Origin of the sequence: Pseudomonas sp. C27(2019), from assembly GCF_008807395.1 — a bacterium.
In the GTDB taxonomy this organism is placed as follows: Bacteria; Pseudomonadota; Gammaproteobacteria; order Pseudomonadales; family Pseudomonadaceae; genus Denitrificimonas.
Map to the genome: position 1 here is coordinate 1754946 of NZ_CP043320.1, position 22484 is coordinate 1777429.

At 47.2% G+C, this 22484-nt stretch carries 23 protein-coding genes, 1 tRNA gene and 2 pseudogenes; 8 read left to right on the forward strand and 18 right to left on the reverse strand.

Annotated features, from left to right (window positions below):
• Positions 1 to 290: 290 nt before the first annotated feature.
• Positions 291 to 1490, reverse strand: coding sequence for a GGDEF domain-containing protein (locus FXF61_RS07945; protein ID WP_151184764.1), 1200 nt, complete (start codon positions 1488 to 1490; stop codon positions 291 to 293).
• Between the two features lie 808 nt (positions 1491 to 2298).
• On the opposite strand from FXF61_RS07945, the gene FXF61_RS07950 reads away from it, so the two are divergent.
• The 3 genes from FXF61_RS07950 (at position 2299) to nadS (ending at position 3818) form a co-directional block, all read left to right on the forward strand.
• The gene (locus tag FXF61_RS07950) at positions 2299 to 2880 is read left to right on the forward strand and encodes a DUF6088 family protein (protein ID WP_151184765.1); all 582 of its coding nucleotides are present in this window, start codon (positions 2299 to 2301) and stop codon (positions 2878 to 2880) included.
• A 150-nt stretch (positions 2881 to 3030) separates the two neighbouring features.
• Positions 3031 to 3387, forward strand: a complete 357-nt coding sequence (locus FXF61_RS07955) for a nucleotidyl transferase AbiEii/AbiGii toxin family protein (protein WP_151184766.1) — start codon at positions 3031 to 3033, stop codon at positions 3385 to 3387.
• Positions 3388 to 3530: 143 nt separating this feature from the next.
• Positions 3531 to 3818 carry a NadS family protein gene (gene nadS, locus FXF61_RS07960; RefSeq protein WP_151184767.1) on the forward strand — a complete coding sequence of 96 codons (288 nt, stop codon included), beginning with the start codon at positions 3531 to 3533 and terminating at the stop codon, positions 3816 to 3818.
• 266 nt (positions 3819 to 4084) lie between these two features.
• Here the strand turns inward: nadS and FXF61_RS07965 are convergent.
• Positions 4085 to 4161 (reverse strand) — tRNA-Met (locus FXF61_RS07965).
• Positions 4162 to 4293: 132 nt separating this feature from the next.
• Here FXF61_RS07965 and dinB point away from each other — a divergent pair.
• The 3 genes and pseudogenes from dinB to FXF61_RS07980 all read left to right on the forward strand — a co-directional run bounded on the left by dinB (position 4294) and on the right by FXF61_RS07980 (position 6509).
• A pseudogene (gene dinB, locus FXF61_RS07970) lies at positions 4294 to 5357 on the forward strand (DNA polymerase IV).
• A 46-nt stretch (positions 5358 to 5403) separates the two neighbouring features.
• The gene (locus FXF61_RS07975) at positions 5404 to 5847 is read left to right on the forward strand and encodes a YqaA family protein (RefSeq protein ID WP_151184768.1); all 444 of its coding nucleotides are present in this window, start codon (positions 5404 to 5406) and stop codon (positions 5845 to 5847) included.
• Positions 5848 to 5939: 92 nt separating this feature from the next.
• Entirely contained in the window at positions 5940 to 6509 is a 570-nt protein-coding gene (locus FXF61_RS07980) for a DUF3087 family protein (RefSeq protein WP_256663388.1), read from the forward strand.
• A gap of 81 nt (positions 6510 to 6590) precedes the next feature.
• On the opposite strand, the gene FXF61_RS07985 is transcribed toward FXF61_RS07980, so the two are convergent.
• Complete coding sequence (locus FXF61_RS07985; RefSeq protein ID WP_151184769.1) at positions 6591 to 6812, reverse strand: YgdI/YgdR family lipoprotein; 222 nt, start codon at positions 6810 to 6812, stop codon at positions 6591 to 6593.
• A gap of 97 nt (positions 6813 to 6909) precedes the next feature.
• A complete protein-coding gene (locus FXF61_RS07990; RefSeq protein ID WP_151184770.1) occupies positions 6910 to 7167 on the reverse strand; it encodes a YheU family protein in 258 nt (85 codons plus the stop codon).
• A 250-nt stretch (positions 7168 to 7417) separates the two neighbouring features.
• Here FXF61_RS07990 and FXF61_RS07995 point away from each other — a divergent pair, with 250 nt between their 5' ends.
• Positions 7418 to 8734: a bifunctional DedA family/phosphatase PAP2 family protein gene (locus FXF61_RS07995; RefSeq protein ID WP_151184771.1), complete on the forward strand. Its 1317-nt coding sequence runs from the start codon at positions 7418 to 7420 to the stop codon at positions 8732 to 8734.
• A gap of 356 nt (positions 8735 to 9090) precedes the next feature.
• Here FXF61_RS07995 and FXF61_RS08000 read toward each other — a convergent pair whose 3' ends face one another.
• A complete protein-coding gene (locus FXF61_RS08000; protein ID WP_151184772.1) occupies positions 9091 to 9408 on the reverse strand; it encodes a ComEA family DNA-binding protein in 318 nt (105 codons plus the stop codon).
• A gap of 969 nt (positions 9409 to 10377) precedes the next feature.
• Here FXF61_RS08000 and FXF61_RS08005 point away from each other — a divergent pair.
• A complete protein-coding gene (locus FXF61_RS08005; RefSeq protein ID WP_151184773.1) occupies positions 10378 to 10629 on the forward strand; it encodes an Lpp/OprI family alanine-zipper lipoprotein in 252 nt (83 codons plus the stop codon).
• Between the two features lie 63 nt (positions 10630 to 10692).
• Here the strand turns inward: FXF61_RS08005 and FXF61_RS08010 are convergent, their stop codons facing one another.
• The 13 genes and pseudogenes from FXF61_RS08010 to flhF all read right to left on the reverse strand — a co-directional run bounded on the left by FXF61_RS08010 (position 10693) and on the right by flhF (position 22477).
• Complete coding sequence (locus FXF61_RS08010) at positions 10693 to 11097, reverse strand: DUF2802 domain-containing protein (RefSeq protein ID WP_151184774.1); 405 nt, start codon at positions 11095 to 11097, stop codon at positions 10693 to 10695.
• Positions 11097 to 11576 carry a chemotaxis protein CheW gene (locus FXF61_RS08015; protein ID WP_151184775.1) on the reverse strand — a complete coding sequence of 160 codons (480 nt, stop codon included), beginning with the start codon at positions 11574 to 11576 and terminating at the stop codon, positions 11097 to 11099. Before FXF61_RS08015 ends, FXF61_RS08010 begins: the two co-directional genes overlap by 1 nt.
• A 61-nt stretch (positions 11577 to 11637) precedes the next feature.
• Positions 11638 to 12387 (reverse strand): chemotaxis protein CheW, encoded by a 750-nt coding sequence (locus FXF61_RS08020; RefSeq protein ID WP_151184776.1) that lies wholly within the window; start codon positions 12385 to 12387, stop codon positions 11638 to 11640.
• A 92-nt stretch (positions 12388 to 12479) separates the two neighbouring features.
• Positions 12480 to 13265 (reverse strand): annotated as a pseudogene (locus FXF61_RS08025) (ParA family protein); the annotation flags it as partial.
• 129 nt (positions 13266 to 13394) lie between these two features.
• Positions 13395 to 14156, reverse strand: a complete 762-nt coding sequence (gene motD, locus FXF61_RS08030; RefSeq protein ID WP_151184778.1) for a flagellar motor protein MotD — start codon at positions 14154 to 14156, stop codon at positions 13395 to 13397.
• Between the two features lie 2 nt (positions 14157 to 14158).
• Complete coding sequence (locus FXF61_RS08035) at positions 14159 to 14899, reverse strand: flagellar motor protein (protein ID WP_151184779.1); 741 nt, start codon at positions 14897 to 14899, stop codon at positions 14159 to 14161.
• Positions 14899 to 16068, reverse strand: coding sequence for a chemotaxis response regulator protein-glutamate methylesterase (locus tag FXF61_RS08040; RefSeq protein ID WP_151184780.1), 1170 nt, complete (start codon positions 16066 to 16068; stop codon positions 14899 to 14901). Before FXF61_RS08040 ends, FXF61_RS08035 begins: the two co-directional genes overlap by 1 nt.
• Before the next feature lie 35 nt (positions 16069 to 16103).
• Positions 16104 to 18299, reverse strand: a complete 2196-nt coding sequence (locus FXF61_RS08045; protein WP_151184781.1) for a chemotaxis protein CheA — start codon at positions 18297 to 18299, stop codon at positions 16104 to 16106.
• A gap of 13 nt (positions 18300 to 18312) precedes the next feature.
• Positions 18313 to 19101: a protein phosphatase CheZ gene (locus tag FXF61_RS08050; protein WP_151184782.1), complete on the reverse strand. Its 789-nt coding sequence runs from the start codon at positions 19099 to 19101 to the stop codon at positions 18313 to 18315.
• A 21-nt stretch (positions 19102 to 19122) separates the two neighbouring features.
• Complete coding sequence (locus tag FXF61_RS08055) at positions 19123 to 19497, reverse strand: chemotaxis response regulator CheY (protein ID WP_178087340.1); 375 nt, start codon at positions 19495 to 19497, stop codon at positions 19123 to 19125.
• Positions 19498 to 19593: 96 nt separating this feature from the next.
• Positions 19594 to 20325 (reverse strand): RNA polymerase sigma factor FliA, encoded by a 732-nt coding sequence (locus FXF61_RS08060; protein WP_151184783.1) that lies wholly within the window; start codon positions 20323 to 20325, stop codon positions 19594 to 19596.
• A gap of 5 nt (positions 20326 to 20330) precedes the next feature.
• Positions 20331 to 21164, reverse strand: a complete 834-nt coding sequence (fleN, locus tag FXF61_RS08065) for a flagellar synthesis regulator FleN (RefSeq protein ID WP_371921487.1) — start codon at positions 21162 to 21164, stop codon at positions 20331 to 20333.
• Between the two features lie 26 nt (positions 21165 to 21190).
• Positions 21191 to 22477 (reverse strand): flagellar biosynthesis protein FlhF, encoded by a 1287-nt coding sequence (gene flhF, locus FXF61_RS08070; protein WP_151184784.1) that lies wholly within the window; start codon positions 22475 to 22477, stop codon positions 21191 to 21193.
• Between the last annotated feature and the right edge of the window lie 7 nt (positions 22478 to 22484).

Consider the following 22484-nt stretch of genomic DNA (forward strand, 5'->3'; position numbering starts at 1 on the left):
TGGTACAACAAGATGCAGTGATGGCACTGCATACCGAACAGACTCTTTCGGCACTACAAGAGATAACCGCGGCAACACATGGCGCACTGACTCGTTTGGTACAATTAGAGGCAGTGACGGCACCACCTACCGTAAAGACTCGTTTGGTACAGTCAGGGACAACAAAGGGAACTCTTGGCGAACTGATTCGTTTGGCACCACTCGCGGTAGTGACGGTACAAGCTGCCGTACTGACACGTTCGGCACTCTACGCTGTAATTAATTAAGCGCCTGCCCCTGACGAAATATAATCATTGCCTGCTTGTAAACTCTGGTTCGCTAACGCCTGAACCGACAACTCGGTTACGACCCTGCTTTTTCGCAGCGTACAGGGCATTATCAGCACGTTGCAGCACCGCACCCCATGTACTATCAGTAGCATAGTTATGAGCCACGCCGAAACTGGCTGAAATAGTCAAACTGATAGCATCATCAACCTTAATCTGAGTTGCGGCCGCTTTTTCTCTGAGCTGCTCTGCAATCTGTAAGCCCTGTTCGGTATTGCTGTGAGGCAACAGTAAAACAAACTCTTCACCACCAAAACGCGCCGCCACATCTTCCTGACGTATTCTGTCTTTGAGAACAGCAGCAAAGTGTTTCAACACCTGATCCCCTACATGATGCCCGTGCTGATCATTCACTTTTTTAAAGTGATCTAGATCACACATAATGATGACGAAAGGAGTATCTAAGCGCTGTGCGCGGCTGAACTCAATATCACAACATTCGTCAAATGCGCGCCGGTTGTAGAGCCCCGTCAAAGGGTCAGTCCGAGCTGTTTCTGAGATTTCATCCTGCAGTTTATCGGAAGCCATCCAGATGGTGGCAAATGATGACAGAATCACCAAAAACTCACCGGCAATAATAGTTAATGCACTCAGTAGACCTGCCTCCATAAAGTTATTGGGCGGCGCCTCATAAAACGCCCAAAGAAAACGGAAGGTAAAGAAGATACCCAACAGCAAAAACATGGCAATAAGCATTTTGACGACTATGCGGCTATGAATTTCGTGGTGCTGCAATAACCCGCTGACTCCAATGAAACAGGCGGCTGCAAAGACGATAGAGAATGCTTGTATACGCATGCTTATATCTGGAATATGAAATGTATAAAAATACAGAACAGGAGCAAGCAGCATTACCAGTGCCAGACTCAACCAACGCTCAAAACGCAAGGAGATATCGAGAAAATTAAACAACCCCCTGTAGATCAGCACCACCCCCATAACGATCGCCATATTGGAAAGCACTATGGAAGCAAAATCATGAATAAAATGGCGCAGGCCGAGCAGTACACAGCCACCGCCAATCAGAAAATACCCAACGCCTATGATTTTTATTCCAGAGAACTTGGGATGCTCTCTGGAGTACGCAAACATACCTAGACCGAACACTAAGCTAAAGAGCATCAGTGTCAAGCTGAGGGTGCGAAAATCAAGCTGAATAGACATGGACTTTCCTGTTAGCGTATCTTTCTTGTAAGCATACGGCAGCAGCGCCCTACACTGGTATATTATAATTCTTAACCCAGCTCCATACAGTCGATAAATGGTGCAGTACATCAGCAAAGAACTCCCTCAGAGTAACAACCTGGCGAATCCGAGCTTTTTCATCACTTGATATTCAACTGCTACAAGGGTGAAAAACTCTAGAGCTGAGTAAGACCGCTTTAACAAATAACTATGCCATTACACTGTACAGGCTAAGAAAAGAGCGCTGTAAGGCGCATGAGGCAAGGGTTACAGGAAGTGCAGATACAAAAAAGCCCCAAACAATTAAATGCTTGAGGCTTTATTGATGAATCTGGTTGCGGGAGCAGGATGGTTATGAGTCCGTAGCCATCGCATATGGCTCTAATGTACATAATCCTACACCCCGTCAATCAAGGGTTAGAAGTGATTTTAGTCCTTTGACGCTGATTTGCAAATCGTTAAAAGTCGAAAATATTCCTCACAAAACTTTTTCTCTTTTTGGCCTTTTTCTCGGGCACTGTTCGTGACTGTCGCCTGTTTTGCAGGCTCTGCATCTTCCTAAATTTCTGGCCATGACCTCTCATAGCTGCCAGCAGCACTAGAGCCTGCATAACGAGCTCTGAAAGCACAAAATGTGCATAGATCGCTGATGGTATTTAAGCAATAAAAATACAAAAGAAGCTCTTGAGGTCCGTCCTTTTAGAGCCGGTCTTATTGCCAGTAACGATCTGCAGCTATATTTTATCTGTCAGAAACTTTGTACTTACTTCTGACAAGAGGGATGATTATGAAACCTTTACATGAAGTGATTATCGAGCACTTATCTTCGCTATCTGAGGGTAGCGTTATTGCGCCTAAGCTTTTTTTGCATCTAGGCAGTCGTGCCGCTGTAGATCAGGCACTCAGCAGACTGGTTAAAAGCGAAGAGCTAATACGTGTTGGGCGTGGACTTTATACAGCACCCGTCCATGGCCGTTTTGGTACACGTCCGCCTGCAACTGAAAAAGTGATTGAGTCGTACGCACAGCTCAGCGGGGAAACGATTAAACCCCATGGCGCGAGTGCTGCAAACCATTTGGGTTTGACTCAGCAAGTGCCTGTGCGCGAGCTGTATTTAACATCAGGCAAAACTCGCACACTCTCTCTAGGTAACTCTGAAGTATTGCTGAAGCATGCACCTTTTTGGTTGCTGAGTGCCGGAGCAGTCGCGCGAGCACTGCAGTGGATGGGTGAAGAACATGCCAGCTCTGCTGTTAAAAAAGCCCGACGTGCTGTTCCTGAGGACGAGTGGTTGCAGCTGGTTAACTCTAGGGCTTGTCTACCGGGCTGGATGGCTAAAGCGGTCGCGCAGGAGGCTGTGGGTGTCTGAGTCCTACTTCTCACTTTCTAGCAATGAGCAGCAGGAAGCGCTTCAGTACGCTAGCGCTCAATCAGGTCGCCCAGTACATCTGCTGGAAAAAGATCTTTGGGTCGTTTGGACTCTTAAAACGCTGTTTGAACAGCTGCTCATGTGTATTGCATGCAAGGCAAGTTGCGAAGTGAGCGCTATGCACGGCACTGGTTTGATCTTGCGGCAATCGCAAAAAGCGAATTCATAACGGCCACGCAAGATAAGGCAGTTGCACTCGCTGTAGCTCAACATAAATCGATATTCTTTTTTGAGAAAGATCATGCGGGTGACGTTGTTGGCTATCTGGATGCTATACAGGGAAACCTGAAAATTGTGCCCACAGGTGATGCAAAGCTTGCTCTAAAAAAAGATTATGCTGCGATGACCGACGATGGTGTGCTTTTAGGTGGACATGATTCTTTTGAGGCGATTATGGATGCTTGCCATACGCTTGAGAGACTGTGTAATAGCCGCCAAAATAGTTGACGCTATATAGAGTGACTGCCTAGTCCAATGGTCATAACATTTATTACTGCTTTATGGCAGTCGCGCAGATTGCGCAACCGATGATCTAATGCCTGCTTAATGCAAGGCGCTTAAGCAAATTACTGAGTCACGGAGATAATACTATGAGCACGTTCTTCGACGAGCTACTGGAGAGCGCTCAACAGATGGATGAAGTAGTTAAGGGAGAGCGTGCACCGTCCCGCGAGTTTCATGTTGATGCTACTCAGGTAAAAGTAATTCGTAAGGCCACAGGATTGACCCAAGTCCAATTTGCCCAATGCATTGGTATTGAGGTCGCTACTTTGCGTAACTGGGAGCAAGGCCGCCGTGAACCGACCGGCCCAGCAAAGGCGTTGTTGACGGCAATTAAAAATGACCCTAAGCATGTATTACAGGCGTTGGGAGCTTAAGGTAGAAAGCTTGTTATCAAACCATCTTTTAAGCGTTTTAAATCCTTGTGGTTTTGGGAATGATATTGATCGGATAATCCACCCAGTCAATGACAAGGCTCCAAAAAGACTTGCGGTCAAAATCTAGCGCATCAAAAAACTTGGAATTTCAAAATGGGCATGCACAGGGCACGGTTTGGGCACGGAGGCTTTTTAGGTGGTTTTTCAGCACGGAATTACAGGCATAAAAAAAGCCCTAACTTATTGAAAGTTAAGGCTTTAGTATCTGGTTGCGGGAGCAGGATTTGAACCTACGACCTTCGGGTTATGAGCCCGACGAGCTACCAGACTGCTCCATCCCGCGGCGCAAATTATAGCGACTTTTCAAACCTTGTCAAACAAATACTGCATTTAAATACAGTAATAAGCCGATTCAGAGCGTACTAATGCTAAGCTAGCGGCTTAAGAGGCACTGTATATAGGGGCTAGAGAGGCTTTGAGTGCGCGCAAAATAATTCACATTGATGCTGATTGTTTTTATGCAGCCATTGAAATGCGTGATGATCCGCGCTTGCACGGCCGCGCTGTGGCTGTGGGTGGTTCGGCTGAGCGTCGTGGTGTGATTGCAACCTGCAACTATGAAGCGCGCTCGTGGGGCATTCATTCAGCGATGCCGACTGCGCGCGCCTTAAAGCTGTGCCCTGATCTTGAGGTGATTAAGCCGCGCATGGATGTCTATAAAGAGGCCTCGAAGCAGATTCATGGCATTTTGCATGACTACACCGATTGTGTTGAGCCATTATCCTTGGATGAGGTTTTTTTGGATGTCAGCGACTGCACCCTGTGTTCTGGTAGCGCCACGTTAATTGCTAAAGAAATACGCAGCCGTGTTTGGCAGGAGTTACGTTTGGTGGTGTCTGCTGGTGTGGCTCCGAATAAGTTTCTGGCGAAGATAGCCTCCGACTGGCGCAAGCCCGATGGCTTGTTTGTGATTACGCCTGATCAGGTGGATGATTTTGTCTTGGCGTTACCGGTTAAAAAGCTGCATGGCGTGGGTAAAGTAACGGCTGCTAAGTTAGAGCGCATGGGTATTTTAAATTGCGCACAATTGCGTGGGCAGAGCATTTTGGCGCTGACTAAAGCCTTTGGCAGTTTCGGTGAGCGGTTGTGGTCATTGGCGCACGGCATTGATGAGCGCCCCGTGCAGCCTGATAGCCGCCGGCAAAGTGTGAGTGTTGAGCGCACTTTTGAGCAAGACCTGCCTGACCTCGCCGCCTGCCATGCACAGCTGCCTAGCTTACTTGAGGAGTTAGCTCGCCGTCAGCAGCGTTTAGACGACAGTTACCGCGCAGACAAACCCTTTGTAAAAGTTAAATTTCATGATTTTACCCAAACCACGGTTGAGCAAGCCGGTGCGCCGCTTGATTTCGACAGTTACCGCTTACTGCTGTCAGCAGCGTTTATGCGCGGTAATAAGGCGGTACGTCTGCTGGGGTTGGCGTTCGTTTGCATGACCTGCAACAGCAAGAGGCGGTGCAGTTGGAGCTCTTCACGCAATGACAAGCCATACGGTCTGCTTGGCTGAGAAGCAATCGGCTGCGGCGCTATGCTGAGCTGGGTGAGTTATCTTGGGCTTGCTCTATCCGCCTGTATTGCCGCGACGTTGCTGCCCATGCAATCAGAAGCTGCGTTGGTCGCCCTGCTGACAATGGAGCCCAAGGCCGTGTATTCATTGGTGTTGGTTGCATCGTTAGGCAATGTGCTGGGGTCGCAAATCAATTGGTGGTTGGGTGGACAGTTGCAGCGCTGGCAATCTCGCCGCTGGTTTCCAGTGACACCGGCACAACTGGCCCGTGCGCAGCAGTGGTATCAGCGCTATGGGCGCTGGAGTTTGTTGTTGAGTTGGATGCCAATTGTCGGTGATCCGCTAACATTGATTGCAGGTGTGCTGCGTGAGCCTTTTTGGCGCTTTACTGTGCTGGTCACGATCGCCAAAGTGGGACGTTATGCTGTTTTGGCTTATGTGACACTCTATGTGTTAAACGCCTAGCCCGCTTCTTTGCGGCGCTTTAAGGCAAACCTTGTCAGCGATAGGCGCTACTGTATGATGGCCCAATGTTTACAGTCTGAGCCCTATTTTTCATGTCCAATTCACCACAACTTGAACCCTCCACCCGCTCCAATAGCGCATTGTTTAGGCTTAAAAAAATCAACCCTGAAACATATCGCAGCGAAACCCGTAAGGCCACGTGGATTATTATTGTGATTTTTGTCGCGCTGGCGATGCTGCTATCGAGTCTGCTGGTCATGTTTTTTGGCGAACCAGGCGGCAATAACTTTAAGCTTAATGTGGCGGGTGTCGCCAGCGCTGTGTTTATTACCGCTGCATTGGTACGCTTGGTGTTCAGTCAACAGCCTTGGATGGCAGCCAATGTGTATGGGTGGCAACTCAAACGCAGCCTAATGCAAGTGACCAATGTTATGCACCATGTCACTGATGCTGTCACCGCAGGCAACCCTGCAGCCATGAAGCTGCTGCGTTTTTATCATTTGGGTTTAATGCAAATGCACCAACTGGACGCCAATAGCAGCGAAGCCAGTCAGATAATGCGTGAAATTAATGCCCATGCCGAACAGATGCTGGAGATGGGTATTGATTGCGATCAGCAGGCTTTAGATCCGGCATGGATTCAGGCCGTTAAAAAGAAGTAGTTACAGCTCATTACGACAGATACAGGTAAAAAATGACACATGCGTGATGCGAAATAAAGGCATCACGCATGCACTATGTGGTTATTTTTTCTTGATGGTGTGGATATCGTCTTTATTGATGCGCACAGGCTTACCGTCTCGCTGCTCAAACTCGTAAAAGCCACTGTTTCTGTCGTACTTTGGCTTGTTCTTTGTTTGGATCTGACTGCCGTCTTTTAAAGTAATGACCGTTGGTGAAGCGCAACCTGCTAGCGTGACAAAGGCGACTGCAGCAAATAAGGCGGTAAAATATTTTTTATTCATGCGTTATCTCCATTTATTTAATAGATTTAACACATAAGACTGCTATGGCCGTGTACAAGTTCAAAGAAGGCTGGTTTTATTGAGTTAAAACAAGCCATTACCTGATTATTGAGCGGTTAATTGCTAGATCATCCAGCCATTCTTTTGGCACATCATGGCGTAAACACAGCCGGCACTGCTGACTCTCAATATCAAAAACAATAACAGCCTGTTTTTTATCAAGCGCACGACGCACGCGCTCAATGCGCACCTGCAAAGGCGTTTCATCACCATGATCAGTGCCATCACGAGTAACAAAATCTTCAATTAGGCCTGTGAGTGTCTCTGGCGCAAGCTGTTCAAAAGGAATCAACATAAGAAATTTCAGTCTTGGTCGGTGCGCTACTTTAACATAAGCGCCTGCTATCCTGCTGACAGCCACCGCTGTGTAGGCAAGAAGCCTTATAGATTTGCTGCTATAAGGCTACAATTACTCATTAGTTTAACCTACCGGCTTAACATAACTGAACGCCAACGCAGCATGCAGTCCAAAGCACTGACTCACTGCGCTTGTTCTTAATCTAGCCAGCATGACGTTAACCGATTGCTGCGATAAGAAGTTTTTTATGAATGACATCTTACAAACAGTTTTAGAATGGTCCAGTAGCAGTCCTTATTGGCTAGGCGCGGCAATTTTCACTGCTGCATTCTTGGAGTGTTTGGCCTTAGTCGGCATTATCCTACCCGGCGTTGTATTAATGTTTGGGCTCGCGCTCATCGCCGGCAGCAGCAGTTTAGGCCTACCAACAGTTTTACTTCTTGCTTGGCTTGGCGGTCTTTGTGGAGATTTTTTATCCTATGCACTCGGCTACCGTTTGCAAAACAAAGTGCCGCGACTGCCGATACTGCGTACACACCCCCATTGGCTGGTCAATGCAGAACTGCACTTTGAGCGCTACGGCGCATTAAGCATACTGCTTGGGCGCTTTATTGGCCCTTTGCGGCCAGTGCTACCCTTAATTGCAGGTATGTTGTCCATGCCCTTTTCGCGCTTTGCCGCCGTTAGCGTCTTTGCCGCTGCTGGCTGGGCTGTTGCTTATATTATGCCGGGCTGGCTGGTCGGTGCTGCTTTTGAGCTCAGCCCACCGCCAGGTTTTTGGCTAGAAGCTGGCTGGGTGTTTGGCTGCTTAGGTTTGTCTGTAGCCTTGAGTGTATTCAGTTGCTTACTCGGATCACGCATGAGCAGCTTGGTGAGCGCCGCAGTTTACGCTATTGCGCTCATCCTATTAATGCTGAACTGGCAGCAGTTATCTATTTTTGATAATTATCTGCATGATTTGAGTCAGCTCTTGCGTACACCTTGGCTTGATCACAGCATGGTGATCATCACCCGCTTAGGTGATTTTTCGACACAAATCGTTGTCAGCTCTGTGCTATGTGCTGCATTGTTAATATTTAGACAGTTTCGTGCTTTAGTTTTTGCTAGCACTACATTAACCAGCGTAGCCATTAGTAACTATTTACTTAAACATTTTTTTGAACGGGCGCGGCCAGATGTGCTTCTCGAGCCCTTACAAAGCTTTAGCTTTCCAAGCGGGCACAGTGCATCTGGCTTTGCTTTTTTTCTAGTCTTGGGCGTGCTCGCCAGCCGCCAACAGCCACAGCGTTGGCGCATACTCTGGCTAACAGTTGCACTGTTGCCGGCAATAAGTATTGCTTTATCAAGAGTCTATTTAACGGTGCACTGGCCAACAGATATTTTAGCGGGAGCATTACTGGCCAGTATGATCTGTGCGATAAGCTTGATGCTAACGCAAGCGCACCAACCTATTGCCGCATTTAAAAAACAGCACTGGTACGTTATCGCTCCCAGCCTATTATTGACTTTTGTAGCTTTGCTGAGCTGGAATGTCCCGCAAGCTTTGCAGATGTACGCGACATAAGACAACTTTTGTATGTCTTTTTTGCTAGCAAAATTTGCAGTTGATTCCTAAAATTAAATCAGGAGACGGTTCGCTTTACAGCGATACCAGCCTCCCCCTTATTACCTCACTGTTTGCGTTAAGGAGGTACTGAATAATGTTGCCTAGCTGTGACAACGTAGGTAATTATTCAGCGCTTCCTTTAATCAACGCGCACAGTTCAACATCCTTGTAAGTCATCCTTGTTAAATACAACACCACATCCTATGGCGCCTATTGCTTCCACTGCTTAATTAAATAGTCCATTGCATATCATCCTGATATTTTAATTAAGCATCCTTTAATTAGTATCCGTACTAATATGAACTAATAGCCCCCTATTTAATTGTTAGCTTATTTAAGTTTTTTTCTAAGATAGCCATACCAATGCCTTTTACTTCAAGCAGCTCATCAACAGAGGCAAAAGCCCCATGTGCTTCACGGTAATCAACAATAGCTCTAGCTTTGGCCTCACCAATGCCGTTGAGTTCACGTGCGAGGGTTTGCGAGTCAGCACTATTAATGTTAACGGTAGATTGCTCAACCATAGCAACAGTCTGTGTTGCGGGCGCAGCTTTAGACTCAGCTGCAACAGCAAAGTAACTGCCGGTACTTAGAGCTGCAATTAACATAGAATTCATTATTAACTTACGCATATACACCTTCCTTGTGTGATTCAAACAATCAGCCTTTACTACTTAGTTGCGTAGCCTGTTTGTTGCTACAGAATTCAAAATAGACACTATGCTGATCTTGTCAAAAATAAATTTAAATTATTTTACTATTTGAGCGAACTCACCTGTCAGACCGTTATTTCTACTCTTGTCAATAAGTTTTATCTATCAAAAACCAGTTGTTTGCATACTGGAGCTTGCCTCATAGTTTTGGGCGACCAAGCATATTGATCCAGTTGCTTAAAAGTCACCTCAACAATGCGCATGGCAACCCCCTACTGCAGACGCTTTCGGCTTGGATTGCATAAATCACTCAGCATCCATAGCAGATCAACAGCCACAGGCTTAGCCCACAGAACTCGCCTGCTGAGTTAATCAGTGGGCTACAACGTTACAGTGACTGCTGCAAAGGCAACGTATCGCACAACAGACCAGTAAGAAGACTGATGCGGGCAAGATTATTGTTGCCCAACACCTCGCATAGATTTGCAGCGAGGTACGAAATGCTTGCTCTGTAGAAGTGCATAACTGAAGCGTACTGAGCCAGCCGTGACAAACCTTGGTGCCAGCGAGCCCCCTAGACTGCCCAGCAATGCAATAAATAAGACAAAGCACAGCGTAGTCAGAGCAAAGAAAGGTCAAAAAGACCGCTACACAGCACACTTTACTTTCAGTTTAGCTGCGATTACTGTGCAAAAAACATGTATAAATCCAGCGTATGCACAATAAAATACCGAGCTTAAGCCTTTGAAAAGCTGGCATTTACCGATTGAATTTAACTAAAACTTGCAAACTTATGACTAATTGCACATTTATTGAGCAGTAAAGCAAAAAAAGTGTGATTATAACGGCTCTAGTAGTTTACTTACTCAAACGAATGCGTAACATATAGCTAGTCAACTTATCATCAGATAGGTTGCTTCCATGGAAACCCATACTAAGGGGAACACGATGAATAATGTTCTAAAATTCTCTGCATTAGCTTTAGCCGCTGTTTTAGCAACAGGTTGCAGCAGCGTAGCAAAAGAAACTGACGCTCGTTTGACTGCTGTTGAAGATTCAGTAATGCGTGCGCAAGCTCGCGCTGATGAAGCATACAGCAGAGCTGGTGATGCTATGAGCGCTGCTCAAAGTGCACAGCAAACAGCTGATGAAGCTAACGAACGCGCTCTGCGTATGTTAGAAAAAGCCAGCCGCAAGTAATTTTACTTGCTAAGGCAAAAAGGCCAACTGGGAACAGTTGGCCTTTTTTATAGCGCAGTAAAGCTACTGAGAGTTTTGCTTACTGTGCATGCGTTGTAGTAACTCTGCCTCCGACTGACTTAAGCCGCAGGATTGTTTCAAGTCCTCAGCACTGGCACCCAAACCGACTAAGCGAGCAGCTTGAGTAAAGGATAAGCTACTTGGATCTCGCTGCTCCATGCGTAAGATTTTATCAGGCAAGGGCCCTAAGTCCTTTTGCAACTCATGCAACTCTTCGCCCATGCGTATGCTGCCTGCCAAATAGGTTTCCAGACGTCGACTTAGATTTTTCAGAGTATTGTTTTGCTGTTCTATTTGTTTTTCCTGCTTGGCCTGTAGCGCCTCTAAGTGCTGTTTTTTTCGCCACAATGCATAGACGGCAACAGCGTTGCCAATGCACAGGACGGATAACAACACAAGCGGCCACATTACAGTGATTCCAGCTCAGACCACTCTTCTTCGCTCATCATTTTTTCTAGATCAACGAGTATTAATAATTCACCATTTTTATTGCACACACCCTGAATAAACTTGGCAGCATCTTTATTGCCAACATTGGGCGCTGTTTCAATTTCAGATTGTCGCAAATAAACAACTTCAGCCACGCTATCAACTAAAATACCGACAACTTGCTTATCAACCTCGATAATAACAACGCGCGTATTTTCACCCACTTCTGCGGACTGCAAACCAAAACGTTGGCGCGTATCAATTACAGTAACAACATTTCCTCGTAGGTTAATAATTCCTAACACATAGCTCGGCGCGCCGGGCACTGGCGCTATTTCTGTATAACGCAAAACCTCTTGTACCTGCATCACATTGATGCCGTAGGTTTCATTATCAAGGCGAAATGTTACCCATTGTAAGATAGGGTCATCGGCACTGTGAGCTGACAAATTCTGCATTGGTATTCCCCTTATTCGAGCGCTTAGGCTCACACTATAATCACAACTATTGAGTCTTTGTTTATGCAGGACTCATTGGTGTTTCTTGATTTGTAATCAGTTGCGCTAGTACCTCAACATCCAGCAAGGCGCACATATGCTCGATCACTGTGCCAGCCAGCCAAGCACGCTTACCACGATCTGTGCGCCATTTAACTGCGCTCGGGTCTAAACGTATTGAATGACGTACCTGATGAACTGCTAAACCCCAGTCATAACCGTTAACCGAAATGACAAACTTTAAATCTTTACGCATATTAGCATTATAGCGTTCTGGCATCACCCAACGCGCTGACTCTAATACTTTTAAATTGCCAACAGGCGTTGATAATATACCAATAAACCAATCAGGTTGACCGAACAAAGGTGTTAACTGCTCAGGCTCAAATGCGTAGATGCTACCTAACATGGTTAAAGGCACTGCCAAGGTCAACCCTGCCACATCAAACAGCAAGCACTCAAAGGCACTGTCAGCCCAACTGGAGTTATCCAGCGCATGCTCACTTGTTGTTTCAGCTTCGGATAAAGCATGACTCTGCTGTTCTTCTGTAATAAGAACTGTCTCGGGCAACTGACGTATTTGTTCTTCACTAATCAGCGGTTCACGAAGCGGCATACGGAGCACATTAGGGCTCACGAGCGGCTCATCTAAAAACGCTACCGATTTGGCCGCATCAGCTGGCTTTAGTTGCGCTTCGAGCTCTGGCTCTGCATCGAGCAACAGCGCATTTAAATAATTTTGCAAAGCAGCGTGCTGGCTATCTTTACTCATGGCTGACCCTACTCATGCATTGGTTTGATTTTTGTATCTATAACCTGAGCTAATGCATCCTGCTCAGACGTGCCTAGCGATGCAGCAGGCTCTGCTTGGCGTGACTGAAGGCATTGACTAAGCACATGCCTCAGTAAAGCACGATAGGCTAAAATGGCACGGCTGCTCTTATCAAAGCGTGAAGGCACTAAACCGGCTCGACTGGCATCGCGCAAGCGCGTATCAATCGGAATATAAGCCTGCCAGAGCTTATCTGGATACTGCTTTTTCAGCATACGCAAGGCAGTTATAGATGCTTGAGTGCGCCGATCAAATAACGTCGGCACAATAGTAAAAGGCAGCGGTTGTTGGCGCGAATGGTTGATCATTTTTAAGGTATTGACCATACGCTCCAGCCCTTTTAACGCAAGAAACTCAGTTTGCACTGGAATCAATAAATGCTCACTGGCAGCTAAGGCATTCACCATGAGCACGCCAAGCAAAGGCGGGCTGTCAATCACAACGAAGTCAAAATCATCAGATAACAGCGCTAAAGTGCGAGCAATCACCAAGCCTAAACCGTCTTTACCCGGTGATTGGCGCTCCAATACTGCCAGCGCAGTGCTGGATGGCAAGAGCTTAATATGCTCATGACTGGTGTCGCGCAGTAATTGCTGCGGCAAATGGGCAGGAATTCTGCCAGAGTGCTGAAACAGGTCATAACAGCTGTGTTCCATGCTATCGGGATCATAGCCAAAATAACTGGTCATTGAACCGTGCGGGTCTAAGTCAACTACCAACACACGCTTACCTGCATCAGCCAAAAGGCCCGCAAGTGCTAGTGTTGTCGTAGTTTTACCGACACCACCTTTCTGGTTAGCCACCGCCCAGATTCTCATTGCCTACCCCAAACTCAATCGCACTGTGATTAGATGCTGTTCTTTTAACGCCAACGAATTGACATCGCACATCCATTTATATTGACTCACAATACAATAAGCAATCTACATGCCATATCTAACGAAGCATCAATCCTGATCGTTAGATATTAGTGTTTGACGCCGATTATTAACATCACGGGAAATCACTAACACCACGCGACGATTGCGCGCCCGTCCGGCAGCGTCTGTGTTTGCAACAATCGGCTGAAATTCACCGTAACCCACTGCAGCTAGGCGTTCTGGCTGCACACCTTCCATCACGAGCATTCGCACAATACTCGCCGCGCGCGCTGCTGACAGCTCCCAGTTGGTTGGGTATTGCGCCGTACTAATCGGCAGATTATCGGTAAAGCCTTCAACCTGAATAGGATTTCCAAAAGGCGCTAAAATGGCAGAAATTTTTTCAATAATGTCAAACGCATCTTGGTGTGGAACGGCATCGCCGCTGGGAAATAACAAACTGGAACTCAACTCAAGCTCAAGCCACATTTCGTTAGCGCGCACATAGAGCTGACCATCCTCTAACAAGCCATCAAATTGCTCACGTATTTGTTCAGCAATACTGTCTAGCGGCTCGCGCGCAAGCCCGCCAGAAATTATACTGACATCATCAGCATGAGCCTGCCCTTTAAAGCGTTCATCACCAATTGGAATCGGTCTAATTGACCGCTCTGCCTGTTTGAAAATGCCTTCCATCGAATCAGATAGGACTTTGTATTTACCTTCGTTAACCGATGAAATGGAATACATCACAACAAAAAAAGCAAAGAGCAGCGTAATAAAGTCAGCATACGACACCAACCAACGCTCATGGTTGATAGGTTCTTCATTTCTGCGTCGGCGTGCCATGCTTATTCCATAAACCCTTGCAGCTTGAGTTCAATTGAGCGCGGATTTTCGCCTTCAGCAATTGATAAAATACCCTCTAGCAGCATTTCGCGATAACGTGATTGACGCATCACTGTAACTTTAATTTTACTGGCAACAGGTAAAAACAACAGGTTAGCTGAGCCAATTCCATAAATAGTGGCAACAAAGGCAACAGCAATGCCACTACCCAATTGCGAGGGATCAGCCAGATTACCCATCACGTGAATCAAGCCCATCACCGCGCCAATAATACCAATGGTTGGTGCATAGCCGCCCATGCACTCAAAGAACTTGGCTGCTTGTAAATCACGGTCTTCTTGGGTGTACAAATCCACCTCTAAAATACTGCGAATGCCTTCTGACTCCATACCATCGACCAGCAGCTGTAGTCCTTTTTGTGCGTAAGGGTCCAGCTCAGACTCAGCAATAGCCTCAAGTCCGAGCAAGCCATCTTTGCGTGCAGTCATACTCCAGCCAATCACATTATTAATGGCCGCTGGCAGGTTGGCATAAGGGGGAAACATCACCCAGCTAACAATTTGGATGGCACGCTTAAAGTGGCTCATCGGTGTCTGCAATAAGGCCGCACCAAAGGTGCCGCCAAATACAATTAAAGCTGCAGGGCCATTGATTAGCGCGCTGATATGTCCGCCTTCGAGGTAATTACCACCGATGATGGCGACAAAGGCCATCACCAACCCGAGTAGGCTGAGCACATCCATCAGCTACACGCCTCTACAAGGTGTCCAGCAATATCATTTAAACTAAAAACGCAGTCGGCTAAACCTGCTTTAATAACAGCCATTGGCATGCCATAAATCACGCAGCTGGCTTCATCTTGTGCCCAGACTTGACTGCCGGCCTGTTTGAGCAAACGCGCCCCTTCACGCCCATCAGCCCCCATCCCCGTTAACACAAGCGCCAATACTTTATTACTAAAGACCTTAGCTGCAGAGCCAAAGGTGATGTCTGCGCTGGGTTTGTAGTTAAGCCGCTCATCACCCGGTAAAATACGCACCATACCGCGCGTATCAATCATCATTTGTTTGCCGCCAGGAGCCAGCAAGGCTAAACCTGGACGCAGCACATCCCCTTCTTCAGCTTGCTTTACATCAATATTGCACAGCTTATTCAGACGTTCGGCAAAAGCGTTGGTAAAGGCTGCTGGCATGTGCTGCACGATTACAATAGGTGCTGGGAAACTCGCAGGTAATTGAGTTAAAACCTGCTGTAAAGCAACAGGCCCACCTGTAGAGGTACCGATGGCAACCAATTTATAGGCTTTACGCTCAGGGTTGTTACTAGAGGCCGTTAGCGCAGTATCATTGGCTACCCGTTGACTGCGTAACGGTACTGACGTTGTTACTGGCCGTGCTACCAGCGCGGGTGATATCTCTGCTGCAGGTTGGCGCTGTGCTGATGCACGTGCAGGTACTGCTTTTGCAGCGACGGGCGCACTCTGAACTGAGGCCGGACGCGACCAAACGCCTCGATTACTTTTTGCCAACAAATGCACCTTATCACATAGCATCTGTTTAACCCGCTGTGGGTTTCGAGAGATATCCTCAAAGTTTTTCGGTATATAATCTAATGCGCCAGCATCCAGTGCATCCAAGGTGATGCGCGCACCTTCATGGGTTAGTGATGAAAACATTAATACCGGTGTAGGACAGCGCTGCATTATATTTTTAACCGCAGTAATGCCATCCATCACTGGCATTTCGTAGTCCATGGTGATCACGTCAGGCCGCAAAGCTAGCGTTTGTTCAACGGCTTCCCGACCATTAGCTGCTGTACCCACCACCTCAATATTGCCATCCGAGGAGAGTATTTCGGTCAGCCTGCGTCTAAAAAAACCTGAGTCATCAACCACCAGAACCTTGACTGTCATACATACTCCAAAAGTTACATCCGCTCTTTTTAAGCTTAGTAGCGCTGCCCATAATTTTCCAACAAGCCAGGAACATCTAAAATTAGTGCTATACGACCATCACCAGTGATAGTTGCGCCCGACATGCCTGGCGTACCATGTAACATTTTACCTAAGGGTTTGATCACCACTTCTTCTTGACCAACCAACTGATCAACAACACAGCCAATGCGTTTATTACCCACAGCCAAAATCACCACATGACCTTCTGTCTGCTCAGTATGTGTTTCATTGGGTAAGAGCCACTGCTTTAAATAAAACAGAGGCAGTGCCTTATCACGCACGATAACCACTTCTTGTCCGTCAACAATATTGGTGCGTGATAAATCTAAATGGAAAATTTCATTAACACTAACCAGCGGAAAAGCAAAAGCTTGATCACCGAGCAACACCATCAAAGTGGGCATAATAGCTAAAGTCAGTGGTACTTTAATCACCACTTGCGAGCCCTGCCCTGGCGTTGAATATACGTTTACACTACCGTTGAGCTGAGATATTTTAGTCTTCACCACGTCCATGCCAACACCGCGCCCTGACACATCTGAGACTTCGGTTTTGGTAGAAAAGCCTGCTGCAAAAATTAAGTTATAACACTCTAAATCACTCAAGCGATCAGCTGCTTCTCGATCAAGCATGCCTTTTTCAACGGCTTTATTGCGCAATACATTGGCATCCATACCTTTTCCATCATCGCTGATGGTGAGCTGAATATGATCACCTTCTTGTGCAGCCGCTAAAATAACGCGACCTTCTCGCTCTTTTCCTGCCGCTTCCCGCTCGTCAGGCATCTCAATGCCATGATCCACAGAATTGCGCACCAAGTGCACCAATGGGTCGGCCAGCGCTTCAACGAGGTTTTTATCTAAATCAGTTTCCTCTCCCACCAGCTCGAGGCGTATTTGCTTTTTTAAACTCCGCGCCATATCGCGCACTAAACGTGGGAAGCGGCCAAAGACTTTCTTGATCGGCTGCATGCGCGTCTTCATCACGGCGGCCTGCAGGTCGCCTGTAACCACATCTAGGTTGCCGAGCACTTTAGACATGGTTTCATCACCACTATTGAGCCCAAGACGAACCAAGCGGTTACGCACCAAGACCAGTTCACCGACCATGTTCATGATGTCGTCTAAGCGAGCAGTATCGACGCGCACAGTTGTTTCAATCTCAGGTGCACGCCCTGCAGGCGCAGCAGAGCGAGCTGGCGGCGTAGTTTTTTGCGTTACAGCTGCAGAGCTTTCGGCTGGTTTTTTTGCTGCTACATTTTGTGTATCTACAGCAGAACTTTTAACGTGAACATCAAACTTACCCTTGCCATGTAACTTGTCTAGCAAGGACTCAAACTCATCATCCGTAATGTCAGAAGAGGTATCACTAAGTGCTACATCTAACGCTTCACAAGCACCAGCTGAAGCAACTGAATCTGCTGCGGACGTACCATGAATAGACGTATCTGCATTGAATTTTCCCTCACCATGCAACTGATCTAACAGGGCTTCAAATTCATCATCAGTAATTTGATCAGACGCTGCAGCAGCATGCATTTCCAGCGGCTGGCTCTCTGGCACTGCCGGTTCGCCTACAGGGCCATGCAATTGATCCAGCAGCGCTTCAAACTCTTCGTCAGTAATAATATCGCTGCTTGAATCATCTGCTTGGCCGGAACTGCTATGCGCTAGCGCTGGGCTCTGCTCTGAAATAGCATCAAGCAGATGCTCAAATTCAGCATCTGCTTGATCTGCAGCACTTGATTGCTGGGGCACCACTGACTCTTGGGTTTCTGCAACAGCAGCCTCTTCTTCGCTGTCTGGTTGTGCTAAGCGCTCTAACTCGGCCAACAACTCATCACTCGCCGGGGTAAGCGCTACGCCATCACGCACTTCTTGAAACATCACGTTGACACTGTCCAACGCTTGCAGAACAACATCCATCAGTTCCGGTGTGACTCTACGCTCACCTTTGCGCAGAATATCAAAGACATTTTCTGCAATGTGGCAGCAACTGACCAACTCATTAAGCTGTAAAAAACCTGCGCCACCTTTAACGGTATGAAAGCCTCGAAATATCGCATTGAGCAAATTCATATCGTCAGGGCTACCTTCCAGCTCAATCAGCTGTTCAGATAGCAACTCTAGAATCTCGCCAGCCTCAACTATAAAGTCTTGGAGAATCTCCTCATCTGCATCAAAGCCCATATGTGCGCTCCCCCTAAAACCCTAAACTGGACAGCAGGTCATCCACATCCACTTGGTCAGTCACAACATCATCATGCTTATTGGCATGAATCTGTGGTCCATCACCTGCATTGCTATTATTTTTCTTAAGAGCCTGCTTGCATAAGTCTTCATTTGAGCGCTCAATGCCCGCTACACTATCAACCTGATAGGCCATAACCCCTAGCTTTAAGAGATTTTCCTCAATATCAGCAATAAGCGTTATCACCCGTTTAATGACTTGTCCGGTTAAATCTTGAAAGCCTTGCGCCATCATAATTTCGTTTAAATTGGCGGTAAGCTGATTACTGTCATGCAGGCTGCGCAACAAAAACGTTTCAATGCGCTTTGCTAGTGTACGGAACTCGGTCACTTGCATTTCTCGACGCATAAAGCGTTGCCAGTCAGCAGATATGTTTTGCGTCTCATGACTAAGATGGGTCAACAAAGGTACACTTTCTTCAACTAAGTCAAGTGCGCTATTAGCCGCTTGGTCAGTCATATTGACCACATACTGTAAGCGCGCAGACGCATCGGTTATTTGTGACATTTCTTGGGCATGCGGATTGCGTGGATCAATATCAAAATCTAGAATTGTACTGTGCAGCTCGCGCGTTAACCGCTCGACCTCAACGTACAGCTTGCGCAAACGAACTTGGCTGATTTGCGCAATAATTTGTGTTGCTTCCTGCAAGTCACCTTTTAAAAGGCTCTGCTGCAGCTGAGGAGCATGTAGCGCGACCGCTGCCGCAAACTCAGTCTCACTGCTTTTATCATGTTCCATAACTCACCCACTACTTAATGCTCAGCCGTTAACACGCTCGAAAATCTTTTCAATTTTATCTTTCAGCGCTTGCGCAGTGAATGGCTTAACAACATAGCCATTAACACCTGCTTGTGCTGCTGTAATGATTTGGTCACGCTTGGCTTCAGCCGTTACCATCAGTACTGGCAGGTGTTTGAGCTTGTCGTCAGCGCGTACTTCACGCAACAAATCAAGGCCGCTCATAATTGGCATATTCCAGTCTGTCACTAAAAAATCAAAATTTCCGCTCTGCAGCATAGGCAAAGCTGTCGCACCATCATCCGCCTCGGCCGTATTGGTAAAACCGAGGTCTCGCAAGAGGTTTTTGATGATCCGGCGCATTGTTGAAAAGTCATCAACAATGAGGATTTTCATATTTTTATCCAAGCTAACCTCCAAGCCATTTTGATTCAGCCCTTGCTCTATTAAAGGCTGCATGCTTATACCATTAATCTTATTTGGCGCAGTGTTTTATTCTTGCCAATCAACCAGACGCGCTCTTAAGCGAGCAGCACATTGACTGTGCAACTGACTGACCCGAGACTCGCTGACACCTAACACTTCACCAATTTCTTTCAAATTCAATTCTTCATCATAATACAGTGATATTATAAGTCGCTCGCGCTCGGGCAAAGTGTCTATTGCATCAGCTAGCGCCTGCTTAAAGTGCGTTTTTTCAATATCACGTTGCGGCTGCTGCTGTGCGCTCTGCGTATCATACTGATCACCCTCATCAAGCAAATCATCAAAGCTATATAAACGACTGCCTTGGGTGTCATTTAAAATCGAATAATATTCATCCAGACTCATATTGAGTTCGGCCGCTACTTCTAAATCTTGAGCGTCACGCCCAGTGCGCGCCTCAATAGCGCGCACTGCATCGCTGACCATGCGTGTATTGCGGTGCACTGAGCGCGGAGTCCAATCACCTTTGCGTAAATCATCAAGCATAGCACCACGAATACGGATACCGACAAAGGTTTCAAAGCTCGCCCCTTTACTGGCATCAAATTTTTTCGCTGCTTCCAACAAACCTATCATGCCAGCTTGAATCAAATCCTCGACTTGCACGCTAGCCGGTAAACGCCCAAGCATATGATAAGCGATACGCTTGACCAATGATGCATGCTGTTCAATCAATAATGACTGCTCATCAGCACCTTGCGCTTTGCTATACATTTGCAGACCTTTAGACCTTGTCATGCATTTTATTCCGTTCCAGTGTGATTAACTAACCGCTCCACAAAAAACTCTAAATGCCCACGTGGCGTACTGGGCAAAGGCCAGCTATCAATTTTTTGCGCCATACCTTTAAACGCCAGCGAACTTTTGGCGCGCGGATACGCATCATACACTGCACGCTGCTTCTGTACTGCTTTTCGCACCATTTCATCGTAAGGCACAGCGCCCAGATACTGTAGCGTTACATCATCTAAAAAACGCTCGGTCACTTTAACCAGTTTATTAAATAAGTTGCGACCTTCTTGCGGGCTGTGTGCCATGTTGGCTAAAACCCGAAAACGGGTCATACCGTGATTGCGATTAAGCAGTTTAAGCAACGCGTAGGCGTCGGTAATTGAGGTTGGCTCATCACAAACGACCATCACTACTTCTTGCGCAGCTTGCACAAAACTGGTGACCGAATCACCAATACCTGCAGCAGTATCAATGACCAACACATCTATATTATCACCCAGTTCACTGAATGCCTGAATCAAGCCCGCATGCTGCATCGGCGTCATCTCAACCATGCTTTGCGTGCCTGAGGACGCTGGAACAATTCTCACGCCGCCTGGCCCCGCCAACAAAACGTCACGTAAATCGCATTTACCATCCATCACATCTGCCAAGTTATGCGTGGGCTGCAAGCCAAGTAATACATCCACATTTGCTAGACCAAAGTCAGCATCAAGCAACACCACTTTGCGGCCAAGGTCTGCCAGTGCCAAAGCTAAGTTGACAGAAACGTTGGTTTTACCAACGCCTCCCTTACCGCCGGTTACGGCAATTACCTGTACAGGCTGTTTATGTTTACTTGTCATGTTTTCAATACCTTGCTCACTGAACTCTAGCCGACGTACTGTACGGCTTGCGAAGATCCTACACACATTTGCGCCATTGTTTCTTCTGTTGGCTCTTGCGAGCTTTGCAGGCGCACAGCTCGACTGATCAGCTGATGGCTGCGCGGCACTTGCAAATCATCAGGTATTTTAGGGCCGTCTGTAGTATAGGCTACCGGCAGACCATGGCCAATTGCCAGACTCAATGCCTCACCCATATTCACTGCCTCATCTAGCTTAGTGATAATACACCCAGCCAAACCGCAACGCTTATAAGCATGCCAAGCCGCCTTCAACACCTCTCCCTGGCTGGTCGCCGCCATCACTAAGTAATTTTTACCTTTCATACCAAGCGCCGCTAAATTATCTAACTGCAAACCCAAAGCAGGATCACTGGCAGGTAGACCTGCAGTATCAACTAAAATCACACGCTTATGTGCCAGTGGTTTTAATGTGTCCGCCAAGGTTTCGCCGTCAGCAACATAACTCACCGGAATATTTAAAATACGCCCAAGGGTTTTTAACTGTTCTTGCGCGCCAATGCGATAACTATCCATGCTCACCAAAGCAATACTGTTGACCCCATGTGCCAACACATAACGCGCAGCCAGCTTAGCGAGCGTGGTGGTTTTCCCCATACCCGCTGGCCCCACTAAAGCAATCACGCCACCTTCATCCACAGGATCAATACTAGGCGTGCGAACCGCGTGCGTCAGATAGGCTAGCGCCATGCGCCAAGCTTGCTGTTGATCTTTTTCCTGAGCAACCCGCTCTAACACAGGGCGTATAACATCGGCACTAAGACCCATTTTCTGAAAGCGCTTCCACAATGCGGCATGCACAGGCTGTTGTGCTTGCAGGTTACCCCAAGCCATATTGCCCAGCTGCATCTCTAATAACTCACGCAAGCTGTTGAGCTCAGAGCGCATCGCTGCCATTTCGAGATGACTTGCGCTGCTATGCTGTGCATGGGCTGTTGCACTAGGTTCAGTACTGACGCGCTGCATCACCTGCTCTAATAACTGGCGCTCTTTACCTGTTGCGCCATCCTCCTCACGGGCCTGCAAACCTGCGTGCGCCTGCATAATTTGCGCTTGCGTCTTACGCAACTCTGCCTCTAGGGCCGGATTGGGTCGGGCCGGTGTAGGCTGTGCTTGATAATCAAGGGCAGCGGTAAGCTCAACACCGCCAGCAACACGGCGCGTGGAAATAATTGCCGCATCAGCGCCTAATTCTTCACGTACTCGATTCATTGCTTGGCGCATATCTGCTGCGAAATATCGTTTGACTTGCATAAGTCAG